This is a genomic window from Streptomyces kryoterrae, from assembly GCF_054072135.1.
Window position 1 is genome coordinate 8,686,714 of record NZ_CM133358.1, and the last position, 21,725, is coordinate 8,708,438.

The 21,725-nt window shown below is 70.8% G+C and carries 21 protein-coding genes; 18 read left to right on the forward strand and 3 right to left on the reverse strand.

What is annotated here, in order from left to right; translation table 11 throughout:
* Nucleotides 1-10: 10 nt before the first annotated feature.
* From ACW4TU_RS38660 to ACW4TU_RS38695, 8 genes are all read left to right on the forward strand, one after another.
* On the forward strand, nucleotides 11-1,210 hold the full coding sequence (locus ACW4TU_RS38660; protein WP_457421114.1) for a cytochrome P450: 1,200 nt from the start codon (nucleotides 11-13) through the stop codon (nucleotides 1,208-1,210).
* Nucleotides 1,207-1,686 carry a VOC family protein gene (locus ACW4TU_RS38665; RefSeq protein WP_457421116.1) on the forward strand — a complete coding sequence of 160 codons (480 nt, stop codon included), beginning with the start codon at nucleotides 1,207-1,209 and terminating at the stop codon, nucleotides 1,684-1,686. The genes ACW4TU_RS38660 and ACW4TU_RS38665 overlap by 4 nt, the downstream gene beginning before the upstream one ends.
* Nucleotides 1,687-1,706: 20 nt before the next feature.
* The gene (locus ACW4TU_RS38670) at nucleotides 1,707-2,876 is read left to right on the forward strand and encodes an acyl-CoA dehydrogenase family protein (RefSeq protein WP_457421118.1); all 1,170 of its coding nucleotides are present in this window, start codon (nucleotides 1,707-1,709) and stop codon (nucleotides 2,874-2,876) included.
* Between the two features lie 137 nt (nucleotides 2,877-3,013).
* On the forward strand, nucleotides 3,014-4,528 hold the full coding sequence (locus tag ACW4TU_RS38675; RefSeq protein WP_457421120.1) for a class I adenylate-forming enzyme family protein: 1,515 nt from the start codon (nucleotides 3,014-3,016) through the stop codon (nucleotides 4,526-4,528).
* Nucleotides 4,525-5,850 (forward strand): FAS1-like dehydratase domain-containing protein, encoded by a 1,326-nt coding sequence (locus tag ACW4TU_RS38680; protein WP_457421122.1) that lies wholly within the window; start codon nucleotides 4,525-4,527, stop codon nucleotides 5,848-5,850. The genes ACW4TU_RS38675 and ACW4TU_RS38680 overlap by 4 nt, the downstream gene beginning before the upstream one ends.
* 2 nt (nucleotides 5,851-5,852) lie before the next feature.
* Nucleotides 5,853-6,617 (forward strand): crotonase/enoyl-CoA hydratase family protein, encoded by a 765-nt coding sequence (locus ACW4TU_RS38685; RefSeq protein ID WP_457421124.1) that lies wholly within the window; start codon nucleotides 5,853-5,855, stop codon nucleotides 6,615-6,617.
* Between the two features lie 59 nt (nucleotides 6,618-6,676).
* Entirely contained in the window at nucleotides 6,677-7,828 is a 1,152-nt protein-coding gene (locus ACW4TU_RS38690; protein ID WP_457421126.1) for a CaiB/BaiF CoA transferase family protein, read from the forward strand.
* Between the two features lie 12 nt (nucleotides 7,829-7,840).
* Nucleotides 7,841-8,983: a thiolase family protein gene (locus ACW4TU_RS38695; RefSeq protein WP_457421128.1), complete on the forward strand. Its 1,143-nt coding sequence runs from the start codon at nucleotides 7,841-7,843 to the stop codon at nucleotides 8,981-8,983.
* Between the two features lie 131 nt (nucleotides 8,984-9,114).
* On the opposite strand, the gene ACW4TU_RS38700 is transcribed toward ACW4TU_RS38695, so the two are convergent.
* Nucleotides 9,115-10,311, reverse strand: a complete 1,197-nt coding sequence (locus ACW4TU_RS38700; protein WP_457421130.1) for an acyl-CoA dehydrogenase family protein — start codon at nucleotides 10,309-10,311, stop codon at nucleotides 9,115-9,117.
* A 205-nt stretch (nucleotides 10,312-10,516) separates the two neighbouring features.
* Between ACW4TU_RS38700 and ACW4TU_RS38705 the strand changes: the two genes are divergently transcribed.
* From ACW4TU_RS38705 to ACW4TU_RS38725, 5 genes are all read left to right on the forward strand, one after another.
* A complete protein-coding gene (locus tag ACW4TU_RS38705) occupies nucleotides 10,517-11,989 on the forward strand; it encodes a FadR/GntR family transcriptional regulator (RefSeq protein WP_457421132.1) in 1,473 nt (490 codons plus the stop codon).
* 102 nt (nucleotides 11,990-12,091) lie between these two features.
* Nucleotides 12,092-13,240: an acyl-CoA dehydrogenase family protein gene (locus tag ACW4TU_RS38710; protein ID WP_457421134.1), complete on the forward strand. Its 1,149-nt coding sequence runs from the start codon at nucleotides 12,092-12,094 to the stop codon at nucleotides 13,238-13,240.
* A gap of 43 nt (nucleotides 13,241-13,283) precedes the next feature.
* Nucleotides 13,284-14,051, forward strand: a complete 768-nt coding sequence (locus ACW4TU_RS38715) for an SDR family NAD(P)-dependent oxidoreductase (RefSeq protein WP_457421136.1) — start codon at nucleotides 13,284-13,286, stop codon at nucleotides 14,049-14,051.
* On the forward strand, nucleotides 14,048-15,268 hold the full coding sequence (locus ACW4TU_RS38720) for an acyl-CoA dehydrogenase family protein (protein WP_457421138.1): 1,221 nt from the start codon (nucleotides 14,048-14,050) through the stop codon (nucleotides 15,266-15,268). Before ACW4TU_RS38715 ends, ACW4TU_RS38720 begins: the two co-directional genes overlap by 4 nt.
* The gene (locus tag ACW4TU_RS38725) at nucleotides 15,265-16,251 is read left to right on the forward strand and encodes an NADPH:quinone oxidoreductase family protein (RefSeq protein ID WP_457421140.1); all 987 of its coding nucleotides are present in this window, start codon (nucleotides 15,265-15,267) and stop codon (nucleotides 16,249-16,251) included. The genes ACW4TU_RS38720 and ACW4TU_RS38725 overlap by 4 nt, the downstream gene beginning before the upstream one ends.
* A 22-nt stretch (nucleotides 16,252-16,273) precedes the next feature.
* On the opposite strand, the gene ACW4TU_RS38730 is transcribed toward ACW4TU_RS38725, so the two are convergent.
* Complete coding sequence (locus tag ACW4TU_RS38730) at nucleotides 16,274-17,137, reverse strand: mycofactocin-coupled SDR family oxidoreductase (protein ID WP_457421142.1); 864 nt, start codon at nucleotides 17,135-17,137, stop codon at nucleotides 16,274-16,276.
* Nucleotides 17,138-17,312: 175 nt separating this feature from the next.
* On the opposite strand from ACW4TU_RS38730, the gene ACW4TU_RS38735 reads away from it, so the two are divergent.
* From ACW4TU_RS38735 to ACW4TU_RS38750, 4 genes are read left to right on the forward strand one after another with little or no spacing between them, the layout of a single operon-like run.
* Nucleotides 17,313-18,458 (forward strand): amidohydrolase family protein, encoded by a 1,146-nt coding sequence (locus tag ACW4TU_RS38735; RefSeq protein WP_457421144.1) that lies wholly within the window; start codon nucleotides 17,313-17,315, stop codon nucleotides 18,456-18,458.
* Nucleotides 18,455-18,691 carry a hypothetical protein gene (locus tag ACW4TU_RS38740; RefSeq protein ID WP_457421146.1) on the forward strand — a complete coding sequence of 79 codons (237 nt, stop codon included), beginning with the start codon at nucleotides 18,455-18,457 and terminating at the stop codon, nucleotides 18,689-18,691. The genes ACW4TU_RS38735 and ACW4TU_RS38740 overlap by 4 nt, the downstream gene beginning before the upstream one ends.
* Before the next feature lie 7 nt (nucleotides 18,692-18,698).
* A complete protein-coding gene (locus tag ACW4TU_RS38745) occupies nucleotides 18,699-19,511 on the forward strand; it encodes a mycofactocin-coupled SDR family oxidoreductase (protein WP_457421148.1) in 813 nt (270 codons plus the stop codon).
* Nucleotides 19,512-19,525: 14 nt separating this feature from the next.
* Entirely contained in the window at nucleotides 19,526-19,714 is a 189-nt protein-coding gene (locus tag ACW4TU_RS38750; RefSeq protein ID WP_457421150.1) for a ferredoxin, read from the forward strand.
* A gap of 78 nt (nucleotides 19,715-19,792) precedes the next feature.
* Here the strand turns inward: ACW4TU_RS38750 and ACW4TU_RS38755 are convergent, their stop codons facing one another.
* Nucleotides 19,793-20,665, reverse strand: a complete 873-nt coding sequence (locus tag ACW4TU_RS38755; RefSeq protein ID WP_457421152.1) for a VOC family protein — start codon at nucleotides 20,663-20,665, stop codon at nucleotides 19,793-19,795.
* Nucleotides 20,666-20,824: 159 nt separating this feature from the next.
* Between ACW4TU_RS38755 and ACW4TU_RS38760 the strand changes: the two genes are divergently transcribed.
* Nucleotides 20,825-21,694: an alpha/beta fold hydrolase gene (locus tag ACW4TU_RS38760; protein WP_164415314.1), complete on the forward strand. Its 870-nt coding sequence runs from the start codon at nucleotides 20,825-20,827 to the stop codon at nucleotides 21,692-21,694.
* Nucleotides 21,695-21,725: the final 31 nt, after the last annotated feature.

Here is a 21,725-nt window from a genome sequence, read left to right on the forward strand (position 1 = left end):
AGGAGCCGGGATGAGCACGACACTCGAACCCGAGGGAACCCACGAGGGAGTCCCCGCCTACCACTTCGACAACCGGCTCGGCGGACCGGTGCTCAGCCATCAACAGCGCTGGGACGAACTCGCCGTCACCCACTCCGGGTTCCGGAGCACCATCGCGCAAGGCTACTGGGTCGTCACCGAGAGCGAGGCGATCCAGCGGGCGCTCCAGGACTGGCGGACCTTCTCCAGCGAGTCGGTGACGGTGCTCAACCCGAATCCGCGGTTCCTGTGGATCCCGGAGATGCTGGACCCGCCCCAGCACACCGAGTGGCGACGGCTGTTGGGCAAGCACTTCTCCCCGAAGGCCGCCGCCGCCGACGAACCGAAGATCCGGAGGATCGCCGGCGGCCTGATCGACGGACTGAAGGACGCCGGAAGCGCCGACGTCCTCGACGCCTTCGCCCGCCAGTTCCCGACCCGGATCTTCATGGACCTGATGGGGCTGCCCGAGGAGGACCTCGGCCAGTTCCTTCACTGGACACACGACCTGCTGCATCTGACCTACGGCGAAGACCCGGACGGGCAGCGGCAGTTGGCGGCCATGAACGCCGTGTCCGACTACTTCGACGAGCAGATCGCCCTGCGCCGTGAGTCCCCGCGCGACGACCTGCTGTCACGTGCGATGACCTGGACGATCGACGGTGAGAAGATCAGCGACAGGGACATGCACGCGTTCTGTGTCCTGTTCTTCCAGGCGGGCTTCGACACCGTCCCGATCTCTGTCGGCTGGGCGCTCTACCACTTCGCCACGCACCCCGAGCAGCGTGCGGCGATCGTCGCCGACCCCTCGCTCATCTCCACCGCCGTGGAGGAGATCCTGCGCGTCTACTCGCCCGTCGTCCCGGCCCGCAAGGCGACGCGGGACGTCGAGATCGGCGGCTGCCCGGTCCGCGCCGGCGACATGGTGATGCTCCCGGTCGCGGTCACCAACCGCGACCCCGGCCGGTACGACAACCCCCTGGAAGTGGACCTGCACCGGGACACCACCAACCACATCGCCTTCGGCTCGGGCCCCCACCGCTGCCTCGGCTCGCACCTCGCCCGCCTCGAACTCAACGTGGCCATTGAGGAATGGCACCGGCGCATCCCCGACTACGAGGTCGAGCCCGGCCAGGACATCGAGGCGCACGGCAACATGTACGGCATCAAGCAGCTCCGGCTCACCTGGTGAGCGCCGCTACGGACCGTCCGCTCAGCGCGGCCGACCTCTACCACACGGGGATCGTGGTCCCGGACGTCGACGAGTGGAAGAGCCGGATGACCGAGGTCGCCGGCTACCGGTGGACCGAGACCATGTACGCCGAACTGCCGGTCCGCCTCGCCGACGGCGAACGGGTACTGCCCCTGCGCTTCGCGTACTCGCTCGACGCCCCGCACATCGAACTCGTCCAGGAGATCCCCGGGACACCGTGGACCGCGGCCGAGCACATCGCCACGCATCACCTCGGCTACTTCTGCGACGACGTCCCGACGACGTCGAAACGGCTGGCGGAGGCGGGCTTCGCCCTGGAGGCCTGCGCCGTGATCGACGGAGAACCGTCGATCTTCGCCTACCACCTGGCTCCCTCCGGCCTGCGCATCGAGATCGTGGACCGCGCCCGGATGCCGGACTTCGCCTCCTACCTGCGGTCGAAAACACCTCAGTGACAGAGAAGGACACGACGTACGTGGCACCGATCCCAAACACCTTCACCACCTTCACCGAGGAGCACGAGGCGCTTCGTTCGACGCTGCGCCGCTTCCTCGCGGACAAGGCACCGAGCGAGGCGGTGCGCCGCTCGATGGAGTCGGAGGAGGGCCACGACCCGGTGCTCTGGCGGCAGATGGCGGCCCAACTCGGCCTGCACGGAATCGCGTTGCCGGAGGAGTGCGGCGGTTTCGGCGGCGGCCCGGTCGAGTTGGGGATCGTCCTGGAGGAGCTGGGGCGGGTCCTGCTGCCCTCCCCGTACTTCGCCACCGTGGCCCTCGCCGGCCAGGCCCTCACCGCGTCCGGCGACGACACCGCGAAGGCGCGCTGGCTGCCCGCGATCGCCGACGGTTCGCTGACCGGCACCCTGGCGCTGGCAGAGGCCGGCGGGTCGTGGCGCGTCGAGGACGTGGCTGCCTCGGCGACGCGCGACGAAAAGGGCGACACGGGCTGGCGGGTGTCGGGCACGAAGATGTTCGTGATCGACGGCCACAGCGCCGACCTGCTGCTCATCGCCGCCCGCGCCGACACGGGTCCCGGCCTGTTCGCCGTGGACGGCAACGCGCCCGGGGTGACCCGTACCCGGCTGGAGACACTCGACCCGACGCGGCGCCTGGCGCGGATCGACCTCGACGGGGTGACCGCGGCGCGGGTCGGCCCGGAGGGGGACGCCACGGAGTATCTGCGGGCCGTCGTCGACCTCGTGGCCGTCGCGCTCGCCGCCGAGCAGGTCGGCGGGGCGCAGGCCTGTCTGGACGCCGCGGTGGAGTACGCGAAGGTCCGGGTTCAGTTCGGCCGCCCCATCGGGTCGTTCCAGGCGGTCAAGCACAAGTGCGCCGACATGCTGCTCCAGGTCGAGGCCGCCCGCTCGGCGGCCTACCGCGCGATGTCCGTGGCGGCCGGGGAACCGGACGAACTGCCGGTGTCCGCCGCGCTCGCCGCCGCGTACTGCGCGAACGCCTTCACCCATGCCGCCAAGGAGAACATCCAGATCCACGGTGGCATCGGCTACACGTGGGAACACGACGCACATCTGTACCTGAAGCGCGCGAAGTCGTCCGAGCAGCTCTTCGGCAGCCCGGCGACGCACCGCGCCCGACTGGCGGACCTGGTCGGAATCCGGAACGGCCCCCCGGCACGGCGTCTGTGACCTCTGTGACGCAAGTTCAGGTCACTGAATCACATGGTTCTCGTCACTTCGGACGGCAATTGTGGCGATCGTTGACCTACCCCTCATCAATTAAGTGTACTTTATAGCTCTGGTCTGGTGACGAAAGGGCTCCTCCCGTGGGAATTCGCGACCGCCTGTCCCGGCTGCTGACCGAGGCCCCGGCCAACGCCGAGGCGATCGAGTACGAGGGCGACTGGTGGACCTGGGGGCAGATCCAGGAGACCGCGCGTGATGTCGGCGACGTGCTCGACGCGCTGGGGCTGCCCGCCGGTGGCCGCGTCGGTGTCGTCCTGGAGAACCGGCCCGAGCACGTGGCCGTGGTCGCCGCGGTGATCGCCTCCGGGCGCTGTCTGGTGATGCTGAGCCCCTTGCAGCCCGCGGCGCGCCTCGCCGCCGACATCGCGCGCTGTGAGCCGCCCGTCCTCGTCGCCGGCGCCGAAGTCCTGTCCCGCGAGGGCGTGTTGAGCACGGTGACCGGTCGCGGCGCGGCCCTGGAGGCCGGCACCGACGGCACCATCAGGATCGCGGGCGGCACCCCGTCCCCCGGGGCACCCACAGCCGGCCCCGACGTCGCCGTGGAGATGCTGACCTCGGGTACCACCGGCCCACCGAAACGCGTACACCTGCGCATCGGACAGCTGGACCAGGCCCTCGTCTCCGGCGGCCAGACCCCGAAGGACACACGGCTGCTGTCGAGGTCGGCGGCGCTCGTGGCCACCCCGCTCGTGCACATCAGCGGCCTGTGGCGGGCGCTCGCCTGTCTCGCCACCGGGCGCCGCATGCTTCTCATGCCCCGGTTCGCCGTCGACCCCTGGGTGGACGCCGTGGAGCGCCACCGGCTGCGCGCGGCGAGCCTGGTACCGGCAGCCATCCGCGCCGTACTCGACGCGGGTGTCCCGAAGGAGCGGCTGGCGAGCCTCCAGGTCGTCACCTCCGGCACCGCGCCCTGCCCGGCGGAACTCGCCGACGCGTTCTTCCGTACGTACGGAATCCCCGTCCTGATGACCTACGGAGCCACCGAGTTCGCCGGAGCGGTGGCCGGCTGGACGCTGCCGCTGCACGAGCGGTGGTGGCAGCGGAAGGCGGGCAGCGCCGGACGCGCCTTCGCCGGTGTCGAACTGCGGGTGACCGGCGAGGACGGAGTCGAGCTGCCCGCCGGCAGGCCCGGCAGCCTGGAGGTCCGCACCGAGCAGAGCACCCGGGGCGGCCGGGCCTGGACGCGGACCAGCGATCTCGCCCGGATCGACGCCGACGGGTTCGTCTGGATCGAGGGCCGTGCGGACGACGCCATCATCCGCGGCGGCTTCAAGGTGCAGCCGGAGACCGTCCAACGCGTCCTGGAGACCCACCCCGCCGTCCGGGAGGCGGCCGTCGCGGGCTTGCCGGACCCGAGGCTCGGCGAGGTGCCGGTCGCGGCGGTCGAGACCGAGCCGGACCTGCCCGTTCCGGACACCGCCGAACTCGTGGCCCTCTGCCGTTCCCGGCTCACCCCGTACGAGGTGCCGGCGCACATCGTCGTCGTCGACGCGCTGCCCCGCACCCCGTCGAGCAAGGTCAGCCGCGTGGATCTGCTGGAACTGGTCCGCGTCCGCCTCGCACAGCAGGAGCGCGTAAAGGAGGAACAGCGATGACCGGCCCCCGGACGGACACACAGACGGACACACAGACGGACACACAGACGGGCACGCGGGAGAAGCCCGCCGAGCGGTTCGGCGTACTGACCGACGAGGCGGTCGAGCGCTCCCGCCGCCGCCTGGGCGTCCCCCAGCCGCAGCACAACCCCCCGCACAACTACGAGGTGACCTGGGACGGCGTGCGCCACTTCGCGTACGGCTACGGTGACGACAACCCCCTGTACTGCGACCCGGAGCACGCGGCCCGGACCCGCTGGGGCGCGCTCGTCGCACCGCCCACCTTCCTCTACACGATGGGGGAGGACGCTGCCCCGAAGCCGGACCCGGAGACCAAGGCACTGCTGAAGGGCGACCCCTTCGCCGGACTCGGTTCCTACCAGGCGGTGATGGAGTTCGAGTGGTGGCGCCCGCTCCAACTGGGCGACCGGTGCCGGGTGTTGCAGACCCAGGTGGGCGTCCATCTCAAGCGCAGCAGCTTCGGCGGGCGCACGGCACACGTCGTCCGCGACTACCTCTACGCCAACGGGCGGGGTGAGATGCACGCCCTGCGGCGGGGCACCTGGATCAACGCCGAACGGCACACGTCGAAGAAGCGGGCCAAGGAACACCTGGCGCAGGAGCCCTACACCGCCGGCCGACTCGCCGAGATCGACGCCGCCTACGCGGCCGAGACCCGGCGCGGCGCCGAACCCCGCTTCTGGGAGGACGTGGAGATCGGCGACGAGCTCCAGCCCCGGGTGAAGGGGCCGCTCACCACCACGGACGTGGTCGTCTGGCATCTGGGCTGGGGTATGCAGCTCACCCCGCCGGGGGCCTTCGGGATCGCCGCGCGCGTCCGGCGCAAGGCCCCGGGACTGTATCCGCCGAACCCGCTGAACGTGCCGGACACCGTGCAGCGACTGCACTGGGAACCCGAGCGGGCCAAGGAACTCGGACTGCCGAACTCGTACGACTACGGCGGGATGCGCGAGACCTGGCTGTGTCATCTGCTCACCGACTGGATCGGCGACGACGGCTGGCTGTGGAAACTGCGCTGCGAGCACCGCAGGTTCAACTATCTCGGCGACACCACCTGGGTGCGCGGCACGGTCACCGACAAACGGCGGGTGGACGGGCGGGCCGAGGTGCACATCGAGGTGCGCTGCGAGAACCAGCGCGGTGAGGTGACCACGCCCGGTACGGCCGTCGTCCTGCTGCCGACCCGCGATCGCGCGGTCGACCTCCCGGCACCGCCCGCCGGGGACCTGGACGGCATGGTCGCCCATGAACTGGCCCAATTCGCCGTGACCGGCGATCAGTTGAACGATTCGAGGAGGTAGACGTGTCCGACGAGGTGCTGGTGGAGCGCCGTGGCGCGGTCCAGGTCATCACGATCAATCGCCCGGCGGTGAAGAACGCGCTGGACGCCGGGGTGGCCGCCGGCGTGGCGGCGGCTGTGGACGAGCTCGACGAGTCGGACGAGTTGCGGGCGGGCGTCCTCACGGGAGCCGGCGACACGTTCTCGGCCGGGATGGACCTCAAGGCGTGGCTGCGCGGCGAGTCACCCGCGATCGAGGGCCGCGGACTGTGCGGGATCACCCTGACACCGCCGCGCAAACCGCTGGTCGCCGCGGTCGAGGGCTGGGCCCTGGCCGGCGGCTTCGAACTCCTGCTGGCCTGCGACCTGGTGGTCGCCTCCCGCACCGCGCGCCTCGGCGTCCCCGAGGTGCGACGGTCCCTGGTCGCCCGCGCCGGCGCGGCCCTCCACCTCCCGCGCCGCATCCCGTACGCCATCGCGCTCGAACTGCTGCTGACCGGCGAACCGATCAGCGCGGTACGGGCGGCCGAGGTCGGCCTCGTCAACCGGCTGACCGACGAGGGCGGTGCCCTCGACGGCGCGCTCGCCCTCGCCGCGACGATCGCGTCGAACGGCCCGCTCGCCGTCGCGGCCACCAAGGAGATCGCGAGCCACGCTCCGGACTGGACGCTGGAGGAGGGGTGGGCGCGGCAGTTCGAGATCGCCGCTCCCGTCTTCCGGTCGGAGGACGCCCGCGAAGGGGCCGCCGCGTTCGCCGAGAAGCGGGCGGCGGTCTGGAAGGGCCGCTGAGACCTCGCACTCCGCCCTAAAATGAGTGTCCGTAATTAAGTTGAGTGGAGAGGGTGACCATGACGACGGGACCTCTCGTCGGCTGCCGGGTCGTCGAACTCGGTGGCATCGGGCCGGGGCCGTTCGCCGGGATGCTGCTCGCCGACCTCGGGGCGGAGGTCGTCCGGGTGGACCGGCCCGGGCGGGCGGACGAACCGGACGCGGGCGGACCGGCGGACGTACTCAACCGGGGGAAACGGTCGGTCGTACTCGACCTGAAGCAACCGGCCGGAGCCGCCGCGCTCCTCCAACTCGTCGAACGCGCCGACGTGTTGATCGAGGGCTTCCGCCCCGGTGTCACCGAACGGCTGGGCGTCGGGCCGCACGACTGCCTGGCCCGCAACGCCCGCCTGGTCTACGGCCGGATGACCGGCTGGGGCCAGGACGGCCCGCTGGCAGCCGCCGCCGGACACGACATCACCTACATCGCGGTGACGGGCGCCCTCGGCGCGATCGGGGAGGCGGGCGGGCCGCCACGCATCCCGCTCAACCTCGTCGGCGACTTCGGGGGCGGCGGCTGCTACCTGGTGATCGGCGTCCTGGCCGCCCTGCACGCCGCCGCACGCACAGGCCGGGGCCAGGTCGTCGACGCCGCCATCGTCGACGGCACCTCCCACCTTCTCGCCAGCACCTTCGCCAAACTCGGGCGCGGCGAGTGGAGCGACGAGCGCGGGGTCAACCGCTTCGACGGAGGCTGGCCCTTCTACGCCGTGTACGCGACCCGGGACGGCCGCCATGTGGCCGTCGGCGCGTTGGAGCGCAAGTTCTACCGGCGTCTGGTCGAGCTGCTCGACCTGGGCGTCGACCCGGACCGGCAGCACGACCGCTCGACCTGGCCGCAGCTGCGACACCTGCTGGAAAAGCGGTTCGCGGAGCGCACCCGCGACGAGTGGGCGGCCCTGTTCGAGGGCACCGACGCCTGCGTGGCCCCCGTCCTGAGCCTCACCGAGGCGGCAGCTCACCCCCACCTGGCCGCCCGCTCCACCCTGACCGCACCGGACGGTGTCGTCCAGCCGGCCGCCGCCCCCCGCTTCTCGGACACCCCGACCCGCCCCGCGACGACCGCACCCGCGGTCGGCGCGGACACCCGCGCCGTGTTCAGGGACTGGCAGGTCGACGGCGTCGACGCGCTGCTCGGCAGTGGCGCCGCAGCGCAACTCCCCACCGACTGAGAGGACTTTCCCATGCGAGACGCCGTCATCGTCGACGCCGTACGCGCCCCGATCGGCAAGCGCAACGGCTCGCTGGCCTCGGTGCACGCGGCCGATCTGTCGGCCGAGGTACTCAAGGCCCTCGTCGAGCGCACCGGCATCGACCCCGGCACGGTGGACGACGTGGTCTGGGGCTGTGTCACCCAGATCGGCGACCAGTCCAGCAACGTCGGCCGGTTCGCCGTACTCGCCGCCGGCTGGCCCGAACACGTCCCGGCCGTCACGGTCAACCGGGCCTGCGGCTCCAGTCAGCAGGCGGTCGACCAGGCCGCGCACGCCGTCATGTCGGGCCAGTACGACATGGTGGTGGCCGGCGGCGTCGAGACCATGAGCCGGGTGCCGCTCGGCTCGCACCGGACCACGGGACAGCCGTACGGACCGGCCGCCATCGCCCGCTACGACGGCTTCGAGTTCAGCCAGGGCACAGGAGCCGAACTCATCGCCGAACGCTGGAAGTTGAGCCGCAACCGGCTCGACGAGTTCGCCTCCGCCTCACACGCCAAGGCCGCAGCGGCGATCGACTCGGGCGTCTTCGACGACCACATCGTGCCGATCGAGGCCGACGGCACCAAGTTCACCGTCGACGAGGGCCTGCGACGCGGCACGACCCCCGACACGCTGGCCGGGCTCAAGCCGTCGTTCAAGGAGGACGGCGTCATCCATGCCGGAAACTCCTCCCAGATCTCCGACGGCGCCGCCGCCCTGCTCATCACCACCCCGGAACGCGCCCGCGACCTAGGCCTCACCCCGATCGCCCGCTACCACACCGGTGCGGTGAGCGGCGCGGACCCGATCACCATGCTCCTGGGCCCGATCCCCGCGACCGAGAAGGTACTGCGCCGCTCCGGGCTGTCCATCGAGGACATGGGTGTCTACGAGGTCAACGAGGCGTTCGCCCCCGTCCCGTTGGCCTGGCTGGCCGAGACGGGCGCCGACCCCGAACGCCTCAACCCCCTGGGCGGCGCGATCGGCGTAGGCCACCCCCTCGGCGGCTCGGGCGCCATCCTGATGACCCGGCTGCTGGCCCGCATGCGCCAACAGGGCCTGCGGTACGGCCTCCAGACGATGTGCGAGGGCGGCGGCACGGCAAACGCGACGATCATCGAGCTGTTGTGACCCAGAGGGGCGCGACGCTGACGAGTGGCGCCCAGTAAGGGGCTGCGTTCAGGCTCGCGGGGAACTGCGCGACAAGCCACGACGGCGCTGCAGCCGATCGACAACCCATCGATGCCCTTCCAGCGCAACGCTCAGCGGGGCAACCCGAGCCCCCGCTCTGCGACCTGCGTCCGCAGAACCTCGTTGGCCCCGCCGGCAATGGTGTACGCCCGCGCGTACAGATGCGCGTCCTGCCACCACCCACCCGCCACAACCCCCGCGTCGCCCTCGACGAGCAACCCGTCCGTTCCCTGCAGGCGCAGCCCGAACTCGGCCAGATCATGGTTGAGTTCACTGAAGAAGATCTTGCCCAGCAGGGCATCCCCAACCCCCTCCGTACCGTGCAGCATCCGAGACTGCGCCAGCGAGATCATCGCCGCGTTCACCTGCACCCGCGCCGCCAGCTCCCCGATCGTCTGCCGGGTGGCGGAGTCCTCCAGCGCGGGCCGGCCACCGACCGGTGTCTCCTCCGCGAGCCGCACCAGGTCGTCCAGTACGGCGGACAACTCGGCGCCGCGCGCGGCCACCCCGGAACGCTCCCGCCCGAGGCTGCTCATCGCCACCCGCCAGCCGTCGTTCACCCGGCCGATGACGTTCGCGGCCGGAATCCGGACGCCGTCGAGGAACACCTCGTTGAAGTCGGTGGTCCCGGTGATCTCGCGCAGCGGCCGGATGTCGACCCCCGGGCTGCGCATGTCCAGCGCGAACGCGGTGATGCCCTTGTGCTTGGGCGCGTCACCGTCGGTGCGCGCCAACAGGTACCCCATGTCGGCGTGCTGACCGTTGGTCGTCCACACCTTCTGGCCGTCGACGACGAACACGGCGCCGTCGTCGTCGGCCCCGCCCTCCCGGCGCGCCCGGGTCCGCAGCGAGGCCAGATCACTCCCCGCCTCCGGCTCGCTGAACAGCTGGCACCACACGTCCTCGCAGGCACGGATGCGGGGCAGGAAACGTGCCCGCTGCTCGTCGGTGCCGAAGTCGAGCAAGGCGCCCGAGGCCAGCGAGGCCGCGCCGACGGGCGGCCAGGTGCGGGCGAGGGCGATCTCCTCGGCGACGACGAACGGTTCGAGGGGATGGGCGTCGGGCCGGCCGCCGTACTCGGCGGGCCAGTCGATGCCCAGGAGGCCCGCCTCGTACAGCTTCGCGGTCCACTCCCGGATCGCCGGCATCAGCGTGGGTTCCGGTGCGCGCACACCGGAGTGGGTCTTGACGCCCGGCGCGTGCTCGGCGACGAAGGCCCGCACCTTCCTCCGGAACGCCTCGAGTTCGGGGGTGGACTCCAGTCGCATCGCTGCCGGCTCCTTAACGTCGTCGTCACGCGCACGATCTCGAAATGAGGGTACTCTAACCGTGCTGATGGCCTATCGCCAGAGACCAGGAGCGCAACGGGAAACACCGATCCGATCTCGGCGTCCGGCACCCGGCTCGCACGTCACCCGCGCCACCGACGAATAGACTGGGGATCCGCAATATCCCCGCTGAGGAGTTGGCCCCATGGCGACTGCCGTCGACCGCGAACCCGCCGACGGCGAGGCCGGTGTCCCGGTCGGCAAGCTGGCCGCACAGACCGCGCACCGCATCGAGGCGACCGTGATCCGCCAGGGCTGGCCCGTCGGCGAGTCCCTGGGCTCCGAGGTGGACCTGCGGGAGCGCCTGGGCGTGAGCCGTGCGGTGCTGCGCGAGGCGGTACGCCTGGTCGAGCACCACCAGGTCGCCCGGATGCGGCGCGGCCCGAACGGCGGCCTGATCGTCTGCGCCCCCGACGCGGGGCCGGCGACCCGGGCCATGGTGATCTACCTCGAGTACGTCGGCACCAGCGTCACCGACCTGCTCCAGGCCCGCCGGCTCCTCGAACCGATCGCGGCGGGCCTCGCCGCGGACCGCATCACCGAAGAGGGCATCGCCACCCTCCGCGCCACGCTCGAAGGCGAACTCGCCCACTGGGACGACCCGTCGGTCCACTCGCAGGACCCCCTTCACCCGGTGCTCGGGCAGCTCTCCGGAAACCCGGTGCTGCACCTGTTCATCGACGTGCTCACCCGCCTCACCGCCCGGTACGCGCACACCTCCCGCCGGGTCACCAAGGCCGAGATGCACGCGGCGAAGGAGACCTCGCACCGGGCCCACCGCGCGGTCGTCGAGGCAGTGATCGCCGACGACGGCGCCCGCGCGCAGACCGAACTCACCGCCCACCTGGAGTCGGTCGCCGCCTGGATCGAGAAGCACCGGGTGCACCGCGGACAGCGGATCGCGGGGAACGTGGTCGAGCCCGAACTCGCCGAGGGTCTGCGGGCCAAGCTCGCCGAGGTGGTGGCCGCCCGGATCCACGACGACATCGCGGCGCGCGGCTGGCAGATCGGCATGGTGCTCGGCTCGGAGACCGACCTGCTGGCCCGCTACGGCATCAGCCGTGCCGTGCTGCGGGAGGCCGTCCGGCTCCTGGAGTACCACTCGGTCGCCCGGATGCGCCGGGGCCCCGGCGGCGGACTGGTCGTCACCGCGCCGGAACCGCAGGCCAGCATCGACACGATGGCCCTCTTCCTCGAATACCAGGGCGTCACGGCCGACGACCTGCGGATCGTCCGCAACGCCATCGAACTCGGCATCATCGCCAGAGTGACCGCCCGGCACGCCAGGGGCGACACCGAGGTCGTCGAACGCCTCACCAAGGCCGTCCGCTGGCCCACCGAGGGCCCGGCCGACGAACTCCGCAAGGCCGACCTGTTCCACTCCGAACTGGCCGCCCTGGCCGACAACCCGGTGCTGTCGCTCTTCCTCTCCATCATCACCGAACTGTTCCGCCGCCATGCCTCCGGCCACGACCGTCCGCTGCCCGGTGACACGGCGGCCGAGGAGGTCCAGCACGTGCACCAGCGCATCCTCGACGCGATCGTGCAGGGTGACGCCGGGGTCGCCCGCCACCGGATGGGCCGGCATTTGGATGCACTCATTCCCTGGTGGCACTGACAAGGCGTGACCGTGTACGGCTGTGTACTGCCACTTTCCTGATCGCTCTGGACCGAGGAAGGTAATTACGTATACTGAATAGGGTCCACTGAAGGAGCTGCGATGCGCCGGACCCTGTTCGAACAGGATCATGAGGACTTCCGTCTCCTGGTCCGTGACTTCATCGCCCGCGAAGTGCTCCCGGTGTACGAGGACTGGCGCCGCGCCGCACTCGTCCCCCGTGAGCTGTTCACCGCACTCGGCAAGCTCGGCATCATCGGTACGGCGATCCCCGAGGAGTACGGCGGAGGCGGGCAGGACGACTACCGCTTCAACGTCGTCATCCAGGAGGAGTGCGCCCGCGCCGGCGTGACACTGGGCGGCCTGCGCACCCATCTCGACGTGGTCGTCCCGTACTTCACGGGGCTGGCCAACGCCGAGCAGCGGGCCCGCTGGTTCCCGGGGCTGGCCTCGGGCGAGCTGTACACCGCGGTCGCGATGAGCGAACCCGGCACCGGCTCGGACCTGGCCGGCGTCGCGACGAAAGCTGTCCGCGACGGTGACCACTACGTCCTCGACGGGGCGAAGACGTTCATCACCGGCGGCCACCACGCCGACCTGGTGATCGTCGTGGCCCGCACCGCCACCGATCCGGACAACCGGCGCGCGGGGCTGTCCCTGCTGGTGGTGGAGAAGGACATGCCCGGGTTCACCGTCGGGCGCAAGCTGGAGAAGATCGGCCTCCAGGTCCAGGACACCGTGGAGCTGTCCTTCGCCGACGTCCGCGTCCCCGTCGCCAACCTGCTCGGCGAGGAAGGCGCGGCCTTCGCCCTCCTCGGCCGCAACCTGGCCCAGGAACGGCTGGCCATCGCGGTCGGCGCCGTCGCCCAGGCCCGCGCCGCGATCGACCTGACCGTCACCTACGTACGCGACCGGACCGTCTTCGGGAAACCGGTCGCGCACTTCCAGAACACGAAGTTCGAACTCGCCGCCCTGGATACCGAGTTGACGGCGGCCCAGGCTTTGCTGGACGCGGCGATCACGGCACTCGTCGCCGGCGACCTGAGCCCCGTCGACGCGGCCAGGACCAAGCTGTTCTGCACCGAGACACAGGGCCGGGTCGTCGACCGCTGTCTCCAACTGCACGGCGGCTACGGCTACATCCTCGAATCACCGATCGCGCGGCTGTACGCGGACGCCCGGGTGACCCGTATCTACGGCGGCACCAGCGAGGTCCTGAAGACCATCATCAGTAAATCCCTGGGACTGTGACCCCGTCCCGCTTTCTTGAGAAGTGTCCCGTGAGGAGTGGGGAATGAACATCGACGGTTCATCGGCGCTGGTCACCGGAGGCGCCTCCGGCTTGGGCCTGGCCACCGCCCGCCGGATCATCGAGCGTGGCGGCCAGGTCGTCCTCGCCGACATCTCCGAGGAGCAGGGCGTCAAGGCGGTCGCCGACCTCGGTGACGCCGCCCGCTTCGTCCGCGCCGACGTCACCGACGAGGCCGCGGTCACCGCCGCCCTCGACACCGCCGCCGAACTCGGCCCGCTGCGCTTCGTCGTGCACTGCGCGGGCCGCGGTGGCGACCGTACCCGGATCATCGACCGCGACCGCAACCCCGGCGAACTCGACACGTTCGCCGAGGTCGTACGGGTCAACCTGATCGGCACCTACAACGTGCTGCGCCTGGCCGCCGCCCGCCTCGCCGCCAACGACGTCGTCGACGGCGACCGTGGCGCGATGGTCCTGACCGCGTCGGTCGCCGCGTTCGACGGCCAGATCGGCCAGACCTCCTACACCGCCGCCAAGGCGGGCGTGCACGGCATCACCCTGGTCGCCGCCCGTGATCTGGCCAGCTGGCAGATCCGGGTGAACACCATCGCGCCCGGCGTCATGGACACCCCCATGCTCGGCCGACTCCGCGAGGACATCCGAGACGGCCTCGCCGCCTCCGTCCCGCACCCCAAGCGCCTCGGCACCCCGGACGACTACGCCCGCCTCGCCGTCGAGATGCTGGAGAACCCGTACCTCAACGGCCAGACCGTCCGCCTCGACGGCGCCATCCGCATGGCCCCGAGGTGACCTCGCCGGCCCAAGAGGTGCTCACCGACGAGGAGTTCCGGGCCCGCCTCCGAACCTTCCTGACGGACCGTCATCCCGGCCGCCGTCCGAAGGACCCCGCCGAGCGACTGCCGTGGCAGAAGGCCTGGCTGGCCACCCTGTTCGACGCCGGATACGCCGGTCCGAGCTGGCCACGCGCATACGGCGGCATGGAACTGGACTTCGCCCGACAGGTGATCTACCAGGAGGAGTACGCGCGAGCCCGGGTGCCCGGACCCCTCGGCACCGGACTCGGTATCGCGGCACCGACCCTCATCAAGTACGGCACCCCCGAACAGAAAAAACGCTTCCTGCGCCCCATGCTGCGAGGTGACTCCGTCTGGGCGCAGGGCTATTCGGAACCGGAGGCGGGATCGGACCTGCCCGCGCTCCGTACGACCGCGCGACGGGAGGACGGCGGACCCGACGACTCCGGTGCCGTGTACGTCGTGAACGGGCAGAAGGTGTGGAACAGTTCGGCCGACATCGCCGACATCCTCTTCACCCTCGTCCGCACAGGAGACCCCAACTCCCGCCAGGACGGCATCAGTTACCTGCTGATCGACGCCCGCGCCCCGGGTGTGAGCGTGCGCCCGCTGCGGGACCTGACCGGTGACGCGCACTTCTGCGAGATCTTCTTCGACGACGTACGCGTGCCGGTGGCCGACCGGATCGGCCCGGAGAACGGCGGCTGGCCCCTCGTACGGACCAGCCTCGGCCATGAACGCGCGGCCGGCGCGATGAACCAGGCGGCGCTGTACCGGCGCGTCCTCGACGAGCTGATCGAGCTGGCGCGTGAGCGCGGCGCGACCTCCGACCCCCTGGTGCGCGACCGCCTCGCGGACTTCGAGATCCGGGTGCGGATCATGCGCCTGACCGGGATGCGGACCATCGCCGACATCATGGCGAAAGGCGAGCCCGGACCGGCGTCCTCGACGTCACGCCTGTTCATCGTGACCTTCGAGCAGGAACTGCACGAGTTCGCCCTGGAGTTGCTGGGCGCCTACGGCATCCTCGGCCGCAGCGATCCGCACGCCGTGCAGCGCGGGCGCTGGGTGTGGGGCTTCCTGCGCACCCGGGCCTCGTCCATCGGGGCGGGCACCGCCGAGATCCAGCGCAACACCATCGCCGAACAGGTACTGGGCCTGCCCCGGGACCCGGCGATGCCCACTGCGCCCCCTGCGGAGAGGACACGATGATGAGAGCCGCACGCTGTACGGAGTACGGGCCCCCGAGCGGCCTGGGCGTCGTCGAACTCGGTGACCTCGCACCCGGGCCGGGGGAGGTGCTGGTGCGGGTGCACGCCGCTGCCGTCAACTTCCCCGACGTACTGCTCGTGGCGGACCGCTACCAGGTCCCCGCGCCCCTGCCGTTCACGCCCGGCAGCGAGTTCGCCGGGGTCGTGGCCGCGCTGGGACCCGGGGTGTCCGGCCCTGCGGTGGGCTCACCCGTGGCCGGGGCGGTGCTGACCGGTGCCTTCGCCGAGCAGGTCGTGGTGCCCGTGTCCGGTCTGCGTCCTGTCCCGGACGGGCTCGACATGGTCCACGCCGCCGCGTTCCACGTGACGTACGCGACCGCCTACCACGCCCTGACCACCGTCGGGCAGGGCACGGCGGGGGAGTGGGCGACGGTGCTCGGTGCCGCGGGCGGGGTCGGCTCGGCGGCCGTCGACGTCGGGACCAGGCTCGGGATGCGTGTGGTCGCGGCGGCGTCGAGTCAGGAGCGGCTGGCGGTCGCCCGCAAACTCGGCGCGGTGGCGGGCGTGGACTACGTCCGCGAGGACCTGAAGACCCGGATCCGCGAACTGACCGACGGCGAGGGCACCCACCTGGTCGTCGACCCGGTGGGCGGCGACCACGCGGAGGCCGCCCTGCGCGCACTGCGGCGGGGCGGCCGGTTCGTCACGGTGGGCTACGCCGACGGGAAGATCCCACGGATCCCGCTGAACCTGGTCCTGCTCAAGGACGCGGTCGTACGGGGCTTCGAGATCCGTATGCTGCGCCAGTACGCCCCGGACGCGGTGGCCGCCGGCGACCGGGCGCTCGCCGGGATGGTCCGCGACGGGATGCGCCCGCTGGTCTCCCGCGTGCACCCCCTCGCCGACGTGGCCGCCGCCCTGACCGACGTCGCCGAACGCCGGACGACCGGGAAGGTGGTCATCGACATGACGGGCGGGGCATGAACCCCCTGGGCGTGAACGCCCGTCAGAAGGTGGGCAGTTGGGGGCGCCGCTTGACATACCCGGCCGCGTCGACGCGCATCTGCATACCGGTGACGTAGCGGGACTCGTCCGAGACGAGGAAGAGCACGGTGTCGGCGATGTCCTCGGGCTCGACGTAGGGGATGCCGAACCCGGTCGTCGCGGGGAAGCTGGGCAGCGCGTCCTCGCGGGTCGGGTTCTCCAGGTCGGGCCGGAACGAGCGGTACATGAGGTCGCTGTTGAGCATGTCCGTGTTGACGTTCGTCGGGTGCAGCGCGTTGACGCGGATCCGCCGGGACGCGAGCACCGTCGCCAAGTCGTGGACGAACGCGGCCACTTGGCGCTTGGCGAAGGAGTAGCCCAGGCCGCCCGGACCGTTGGCCGGGTTGTCCGTGGTCGCCGGGATCAGCCCGGCGATGGACCCGGTGGCCACGATCGAGGCGCCGTCGGGCAGATGGGGGAGCGCCGCGTCGACGGCGTGGACCACCCCGTTGAAGTCGACGGTGACGGCGTCCAGGAAGGCCTGGGCGGTCTGACCGGGGCCCAGCGGGCAGATCCCGGCCTGGGCGACGACCGCGTCGAGCCGCCCGAGTTCGGCCACTCCCTCGGCCACGGCAGCCTTGAGAGCCGCCGGGTCGCGCACGTCGGCCTTGCGGGCGACGATGCGCCGCCCGAGCTTCTCGACCTGACGCACCGTCTCGTCCAGGTCGGCCTCGGTGGCCAGCGCGTAGGCGTTGGTGGCGATGTCCTCGCAGAGGTCCACCGCGATGATGTCGGCGCCCTCCGCGGCGAGCCGGATCGCCTGGGCCCGGCCCTGGCCGCGTGCCGCCCCCGTGATGAAGACGACCTTGTCCTGCACTCGACCCATGGGGTCTCCTTCCGTCGAATAAAAGAGTAGCCTGAATCTCTGTGGAGAGATCTGACTCACATCCATGATCCGGGAGAAGTAAGGGGTTTCATCTTCTATTTCCACTGAGTGAGACCCGATCAGTACACGCAATGTGTCGATGCTGGAGAGTCTCCGAGACCGAGGGAGCGCAAGGATGCCGTTGCAGCCATGGATGAAGTTGCTGTCGACCGACGACCACCTGATCGAGCCCCCACGACTGTGGTCCGACCGCCTGCCCGCGAAGTACCGGGAGGCGGGCCCCCGGAGCGTCGAGCAGCCGCGAGGAGAGGGCCAGGCCCCCGCCGAGGTGTGGGTCTACGAGGACCGGATCTACCCGTACATCGGCCTCAACGCCGTGGCGGGCAAGAACCCCGAGGATTTCGGCCTCGAACCGACGCGCTACGACGAGATGATCCCGGGCTGCTACGACCCGAAGGCCCGGCTGCGTGACATGGACCTCGACGGGGTCTGGGGGGCGTTGTCCTTCCCGTCCTTCCCGGGGTTCTCGGGCCATGTCTTCATGGAGGGCAAGGACCGCCGGCTCGCGCTGCTGTGCGTCCAGGCATGGAACGACTTCGTCCTGGACGAGTGGTGCGCCACCGCGCCCGGCCGGCTGATCCCCCTGGTGATCCTGCCGCTGTGGGACGTCGAGGCCTGCGTCGCCGAGATCCACCGGACCGCCGCCAAGGGCGCCAAGGCGATCTCCTTCCCGGAGAACCCGGCCCCGCGCGGCCTGCCCTCCTTCCACACCGACCACTGGGACCCGGTGTTCTCGGCGGCCGAGGAGACCGACATGCCCCTGTGCCTGCACTTCGGCACCTCGGGCAAGGCGCCGAAAACGGCCGAGGAGGCGCCGTTCGCGGTGACGATCGCCCTGTTCGGCACCAACGCCATGTACGCCACCGCCGACCTGCTCTTCTCCCCGGTGCTCCACAAGCACCCCAAGCTGAAGATCGGGCTGTCCGAGGGCGGCATCGGCTGGATCCCGTACCTGCTGGAGCGCAGTGACGGCACCTGGGAGCGGCACCGCTTCTACCAGAACGTCAACCAGAGCGTGCGGCCCTCGGAACTGTTCCACAAGCACTTCCACGGCTGCTTCATCGACGACCGCTTCGGCGTCGAGGTCCGCCACCACGTCGGCGTCGACAGGATCACCTGGGAGTGCGACTACCCGCACTCCGACTCGTACTGGCCCAAGAGCCGCGCCTACGCCGCCGAGGTCCTCGCCGACGTACCGGACGACGAGGTGCACAAGATCGTGGAGCTGAACGCCCGCCGCCTCTACAACCTCCCCGCATGAGCGGGCGGCCGGAGTCCGAGCGGTCCGACTGGACCGACCTGGACCTGCTCACCCGCGAGGAGGCCCACGGCAGGCTCCTCACGGAGATCGCCGAGACGGACGTACGCCTCACCGAACTCGGCGCCGACGACGAGGCCGAGCGTGAACTCCTCCAGCGCCGGCTGCGCGCACTGCGCGAGGCCGCCGAGGATCTGACGAACCCGACCGACCCGACCGACCACTCGAAGAACTGAGGTATCCATGGGGCGAGTTGAGGACAAGGTCGCGCTCATCACGGGTGCGGCGCGCGGCCAGGGCCGCTCCCACGCCGTACGGCTGGCGGAGGAAGGCGCGGACGTGGTCGTCACCGACGTCTGCCACGACATCAGCGACGCGCTGCCCTACTCGCTCGCGTCGAAGGAACAGCTGGAGGAGACCGCCGAGTTGGTGCGGGCGACGGGCCGGCGGTGTGTCGCCGTCCAGGCCGACGTCCGCTCGATCACCGAGATGCGGGCCGCCGTCGACGCCGCGCACGAGGAGTTCGGGCGCCTCGACGTGGTCGTCGCCAACGCCGGCGTCATGAGCTCGGGTTCGGCCTGGCAGCTGACCGAGGAGGCCTGGGACGTCGTCGTCGACGTCAACCTCAAGGGCGCCTGGAACACGGCACGGGCGGCCCTCCCGGGGATGATCCAGGCGGGCAACGGCGGCTCGATCATCATGATCAGCTCGGCGGCCGGAATCCGCGGCCATGTCCCGTACGCCCACTACGTGGCCGCCAAACACGGCGTGGTCGGCCTGATGAAGGCCCTCTCCAACGAACTCGGCACGCACCGCATCCGGGTGAACACCGTCCACCCCACCGGCGTCAGCGACACGGGCATCACCGTCGGCGTACCGATCGAGGAACTCGCCGCGCGGGAACCGATGTTCGCCCTCGCCGCGATGAACACCCACGCCCCGTACGTGGAACCCCGGGACGTGTCGAACGCGGTCCTGTTCCTCGCCTCGGAAGAGGCGAGATACGTCACCGGCCTGCAGTTCACCGTCGACGCCGGGTCGACCAACAAGCCGTAGAACAGGAGTGGTTCGTGAAGATCACCATCGATACGTCGTCCTGCTCGGGACACGCGCGGTGCGCGGCGGCGGCACCCGGACTCTTCCGCCTCGACGAGGACGGCTACGTGCTGCCCGTCGGCGGAGAGGTCCCGGAGGGCCTCGAAACCGCGGCCCACGACGGTGAACGGGCCTGCCCGGAAAGGGCGATCACCGTCGATTGACCTTCCGCACGACGACTGAGCCCCACGGCCTCCGGTGCGCTGGAGGCCGTGGGGCTCAGTCGTGTCCAAGCGGTCCGCTCAGCCGCCCGGCATCGGCGGCGGTGTGAAGTGGTGGCCCCAGAACGCGCCGTCGGTGATCTCGTAGACGGGCACCGGCTCGGGCACCTTCAGGCCGTTCCAGCCGAACTCGACGGCGTAGTTCTCCGGCGACCAGACGTAGAACGACACCATGTGGTCGTTGGTGTGCTTGCCCAGCGAGTGCATCATCGGGACCTCGTACTTCCCGGCCCGGTCCAGCGCGCGCCCCACGTCGTCCAGCGTCGCGCCCTCGACCATGAAGTGCAGCAGCCGCCCCGGACCCGGCATCGGCGTCACCCCGAGGGTGTGGTGCCGCGGGTTGCAGCCCATGAACCAGGTCGTGCCGCCCGGTGAGCGCATCGTGTTCCGCTCGATGAAGCCCAGCACGTTGACGTAGAACTCGAACGTGCCCCGCGCGTCCTCGGCGGAGATGATCGCGTGCCCGAAGCCCATGTCGCCCGTGACGAAGCCCGACACCAGCGGGGTCTGCACCGGCACATGGTCGAGAGTCGTGCCGTAGAACAGCTCGACCGGGTTGCCGCCCGGGTCGTTGAACTTGACGAAGCCCGTGACCTTCCGCGCCGCGGCCTCCACCTCGGTACCGGCCGTCACCTTGATGCCGGCCTTCTCGACGTCCGCGACCAGCCCCGCCAGCTCCCGCTCGTCGAGAACCTCGAAGCCCAGCGCCGTCATCCCGGGCTGGGCGCCCGGAGAGACCACGATGCGGGCCGGATAGTCGTCCATCCGGAAGTGGAGGGACTCGGGATCACCGCCCTCGACGGGCATCAGACCGAGGAAGTCGCCCCCGAAGGCCTTCCACTTGTCGATGTCGTTGGACTCCAGACGCAGGTACCCGAGTGAGCGAACACCCATCAGGTCCTCCCCTCGCATTGATCAGGTCCGGGCGGCCCGAGAGCCCCCGGCATCGCTACGTCCACGACGCTAGACAGCCCGCGCCACCCACCGCCGGGACCGTCCCACTGATCGGGAGCCCACCCACGGGCGCCGACTGCCCGGTGGCACGGTGCTGCCATGACACTCACCTCCCTGACGTACGAGAACACCCTGCGCGAACTCCCCACGGACGAGGGCGTGTTGCGCTACCACGAGGCGGGCGACGGGCCGCCGCTGCTCCTGCTGCACGGGTCGGGACCCGGGGTGACCGGCTGGCGCAACTACCGGGGCAACCTGCCCGTGTTCGCCCAGCACTTCCGCACCCTCGCCCTGGAGTTCCCCGGCTTCGGCGTGAGCGACCCGACCGACGAGAACCCGATGGCGGCGGCCCCGAAGGCCGTACTGCGCTTCCTCGAAGGCCTCGGGCTCGACCAGGTGGACGTCGTCGGGAACTCCATGGGCGGATACGTGGCCGTGGGCCTCGCGGTCGCCCACAAGGACCTGTTCCGCAGGGTCGTGACCATCGGGGGAGTGGGCCGCAACATCCTCTCCCCGGCGCCCAGCGAAGGGCTCAACCTGCTGGTGGAGTTCACCGAGAACCCCACCCGCGAGAACCTCGTGCAGTGGCTGCGGTCGATGGTGCACAACCCCGCCCTCCTCACCGACGAACTGATCGAGGAGCGCTGGGCGAGCGCCACCGACCCGGCGACGCTGGAGGCGTCCCGCCGTATCTACGGCCGGCAGGCGATGGCCGCGATGATGGCCGCCCAGGCCCACTCCGACCAGCCCATCTGGGCGGCGCTCCACAAGGTCACCGCACCCACGCTGCTGACCTGGGGCCGCGACGACCGGGTCACCCCGCTGGACAACGCGCTGCTGCCGATGCGCACCATCCCCAGGGCCGAGTTGCACGTCCTGCCCGACTGCGGGCACTGGGCCATGATCGAGCAGAAGGCGGCCTGGGAGAGCGCGGTGCTCGCCTTCCTGACCCGCCCGGACGCATCCTGAGCCTCCTGAGCGACGCGGCGGGGAGACTCGA

Excerpts from the sequence above, each read along its gene's own strand:
- ACW4TU_RS38660 (WP_457421114.1), top strand. The coding sequence starts at position 11 with ATGAGCACGACACTCGAACCCGAGGGAACCCACGAGGGAGTCCCCGCC.
- ACW4TU_RS38680 (WP_457421122.1), top strand. The coding sequence starts at position 4,525 with ATGACCGGCCCCCGGACGGACACACAGACGGACACACAGACGGACACA.
- ACW4TU_RS38690 (WP_457421126.1), top strand. The coding sequence starts at position 6,677 with ATGACGACGGGACCTCTCGTCGGCTGCCGGGTCGTCGAACTCGGTGGC.
- ACW4TU_RS38695 (WP_457421128.1), top strand. The coding sequence starts at position 7,841 with ATGCGAGACGCCGTCATCGTCGACGCCGTACGCGCCCCGATCGGCAAG.
- ACW4TU_RS38700 (WP_457421130.1), bottom strand. The coding sequence starts at position 10,311 with ATGCGACTGGAGTCCACCCCCGAACTCGAGGCGTTCCGGAGGAAGGTG.
- ACW4TU_RS38705 (WP_457421132.1), top strand. The coding sequence starts at position 10,517 with ATGGCGACTGCCGTCGACCGCGAACCCGCCGACGGCGAGGCCGGTGTC.
- ACW4TU_RS38710 (WP_457421134.1), top strand. The coding sequence starts at position 12,092 with ATGCGCCGGACCCTGTTCGAACAGGATCATGAGGACTTCCGTCTCCTG.
- ACW4TU_RS38715 (WP_457421136.1), top strand. The coding sequence starts at position 13,284 with ATGAACATCGACGGTTCATCGGCGCTGGTCACCGGAGGCGCCTCCGGC.
- ACW4TU_RS38725 (WP_457421140.1), top strand. The coding sequence starts at position 15,265 with ATGATGAGAGCCGCACGCTGTACGGAGTACGGGCCCCCGAGCGGCCTG.
- ACW4TU_RS38730 (WP_457421142.1), bottom strand. The coding sequence starts at position 17,137 with ATGGGTCGAGTGCAGGACAAGGTCGTCTTCATCACGGGGGCGGCACGC.
- ACW4TU_RS38735 (WP_457421144.1), top strand. The coding sequence starts at position 17,313 with ATGCCGTTGCAGCCATGGATGAAGTTGCTGTCGACCGACGACCACCTG.
- ACW4TU_RS38740 (WP_457421146.1), top strand. The coding sequence starts at position 18,455 with ATGAGCGGGCGGCCGGAGTCCGAGCGGTCCGACTGGACCGACCTGGAC.
- ACW4TU_RS38745 (WP_457421148.1), top strand. The coding sequence starts at position 18,699 with ATGGGGCGAGTTGAGGACAAGGTCGCGCTCATCACGGGTGCGGCGCGC.
- ACW4TU_RS38755 (WP_457421152.1), bottom strand. The coding sequence starts at position 20,665 with ATGGGTGTTCGCTCACTCGGGTACCTGCGTCTGGAGTCCAACGACATC.
- ACW4TU_RS38760 (WP_164415314.1), top strand. The coding sequence starts at position 20,825 with ATGACACTCACCTCCCTGACGTACGAGAACACCCTGCGCGAACTCCCC.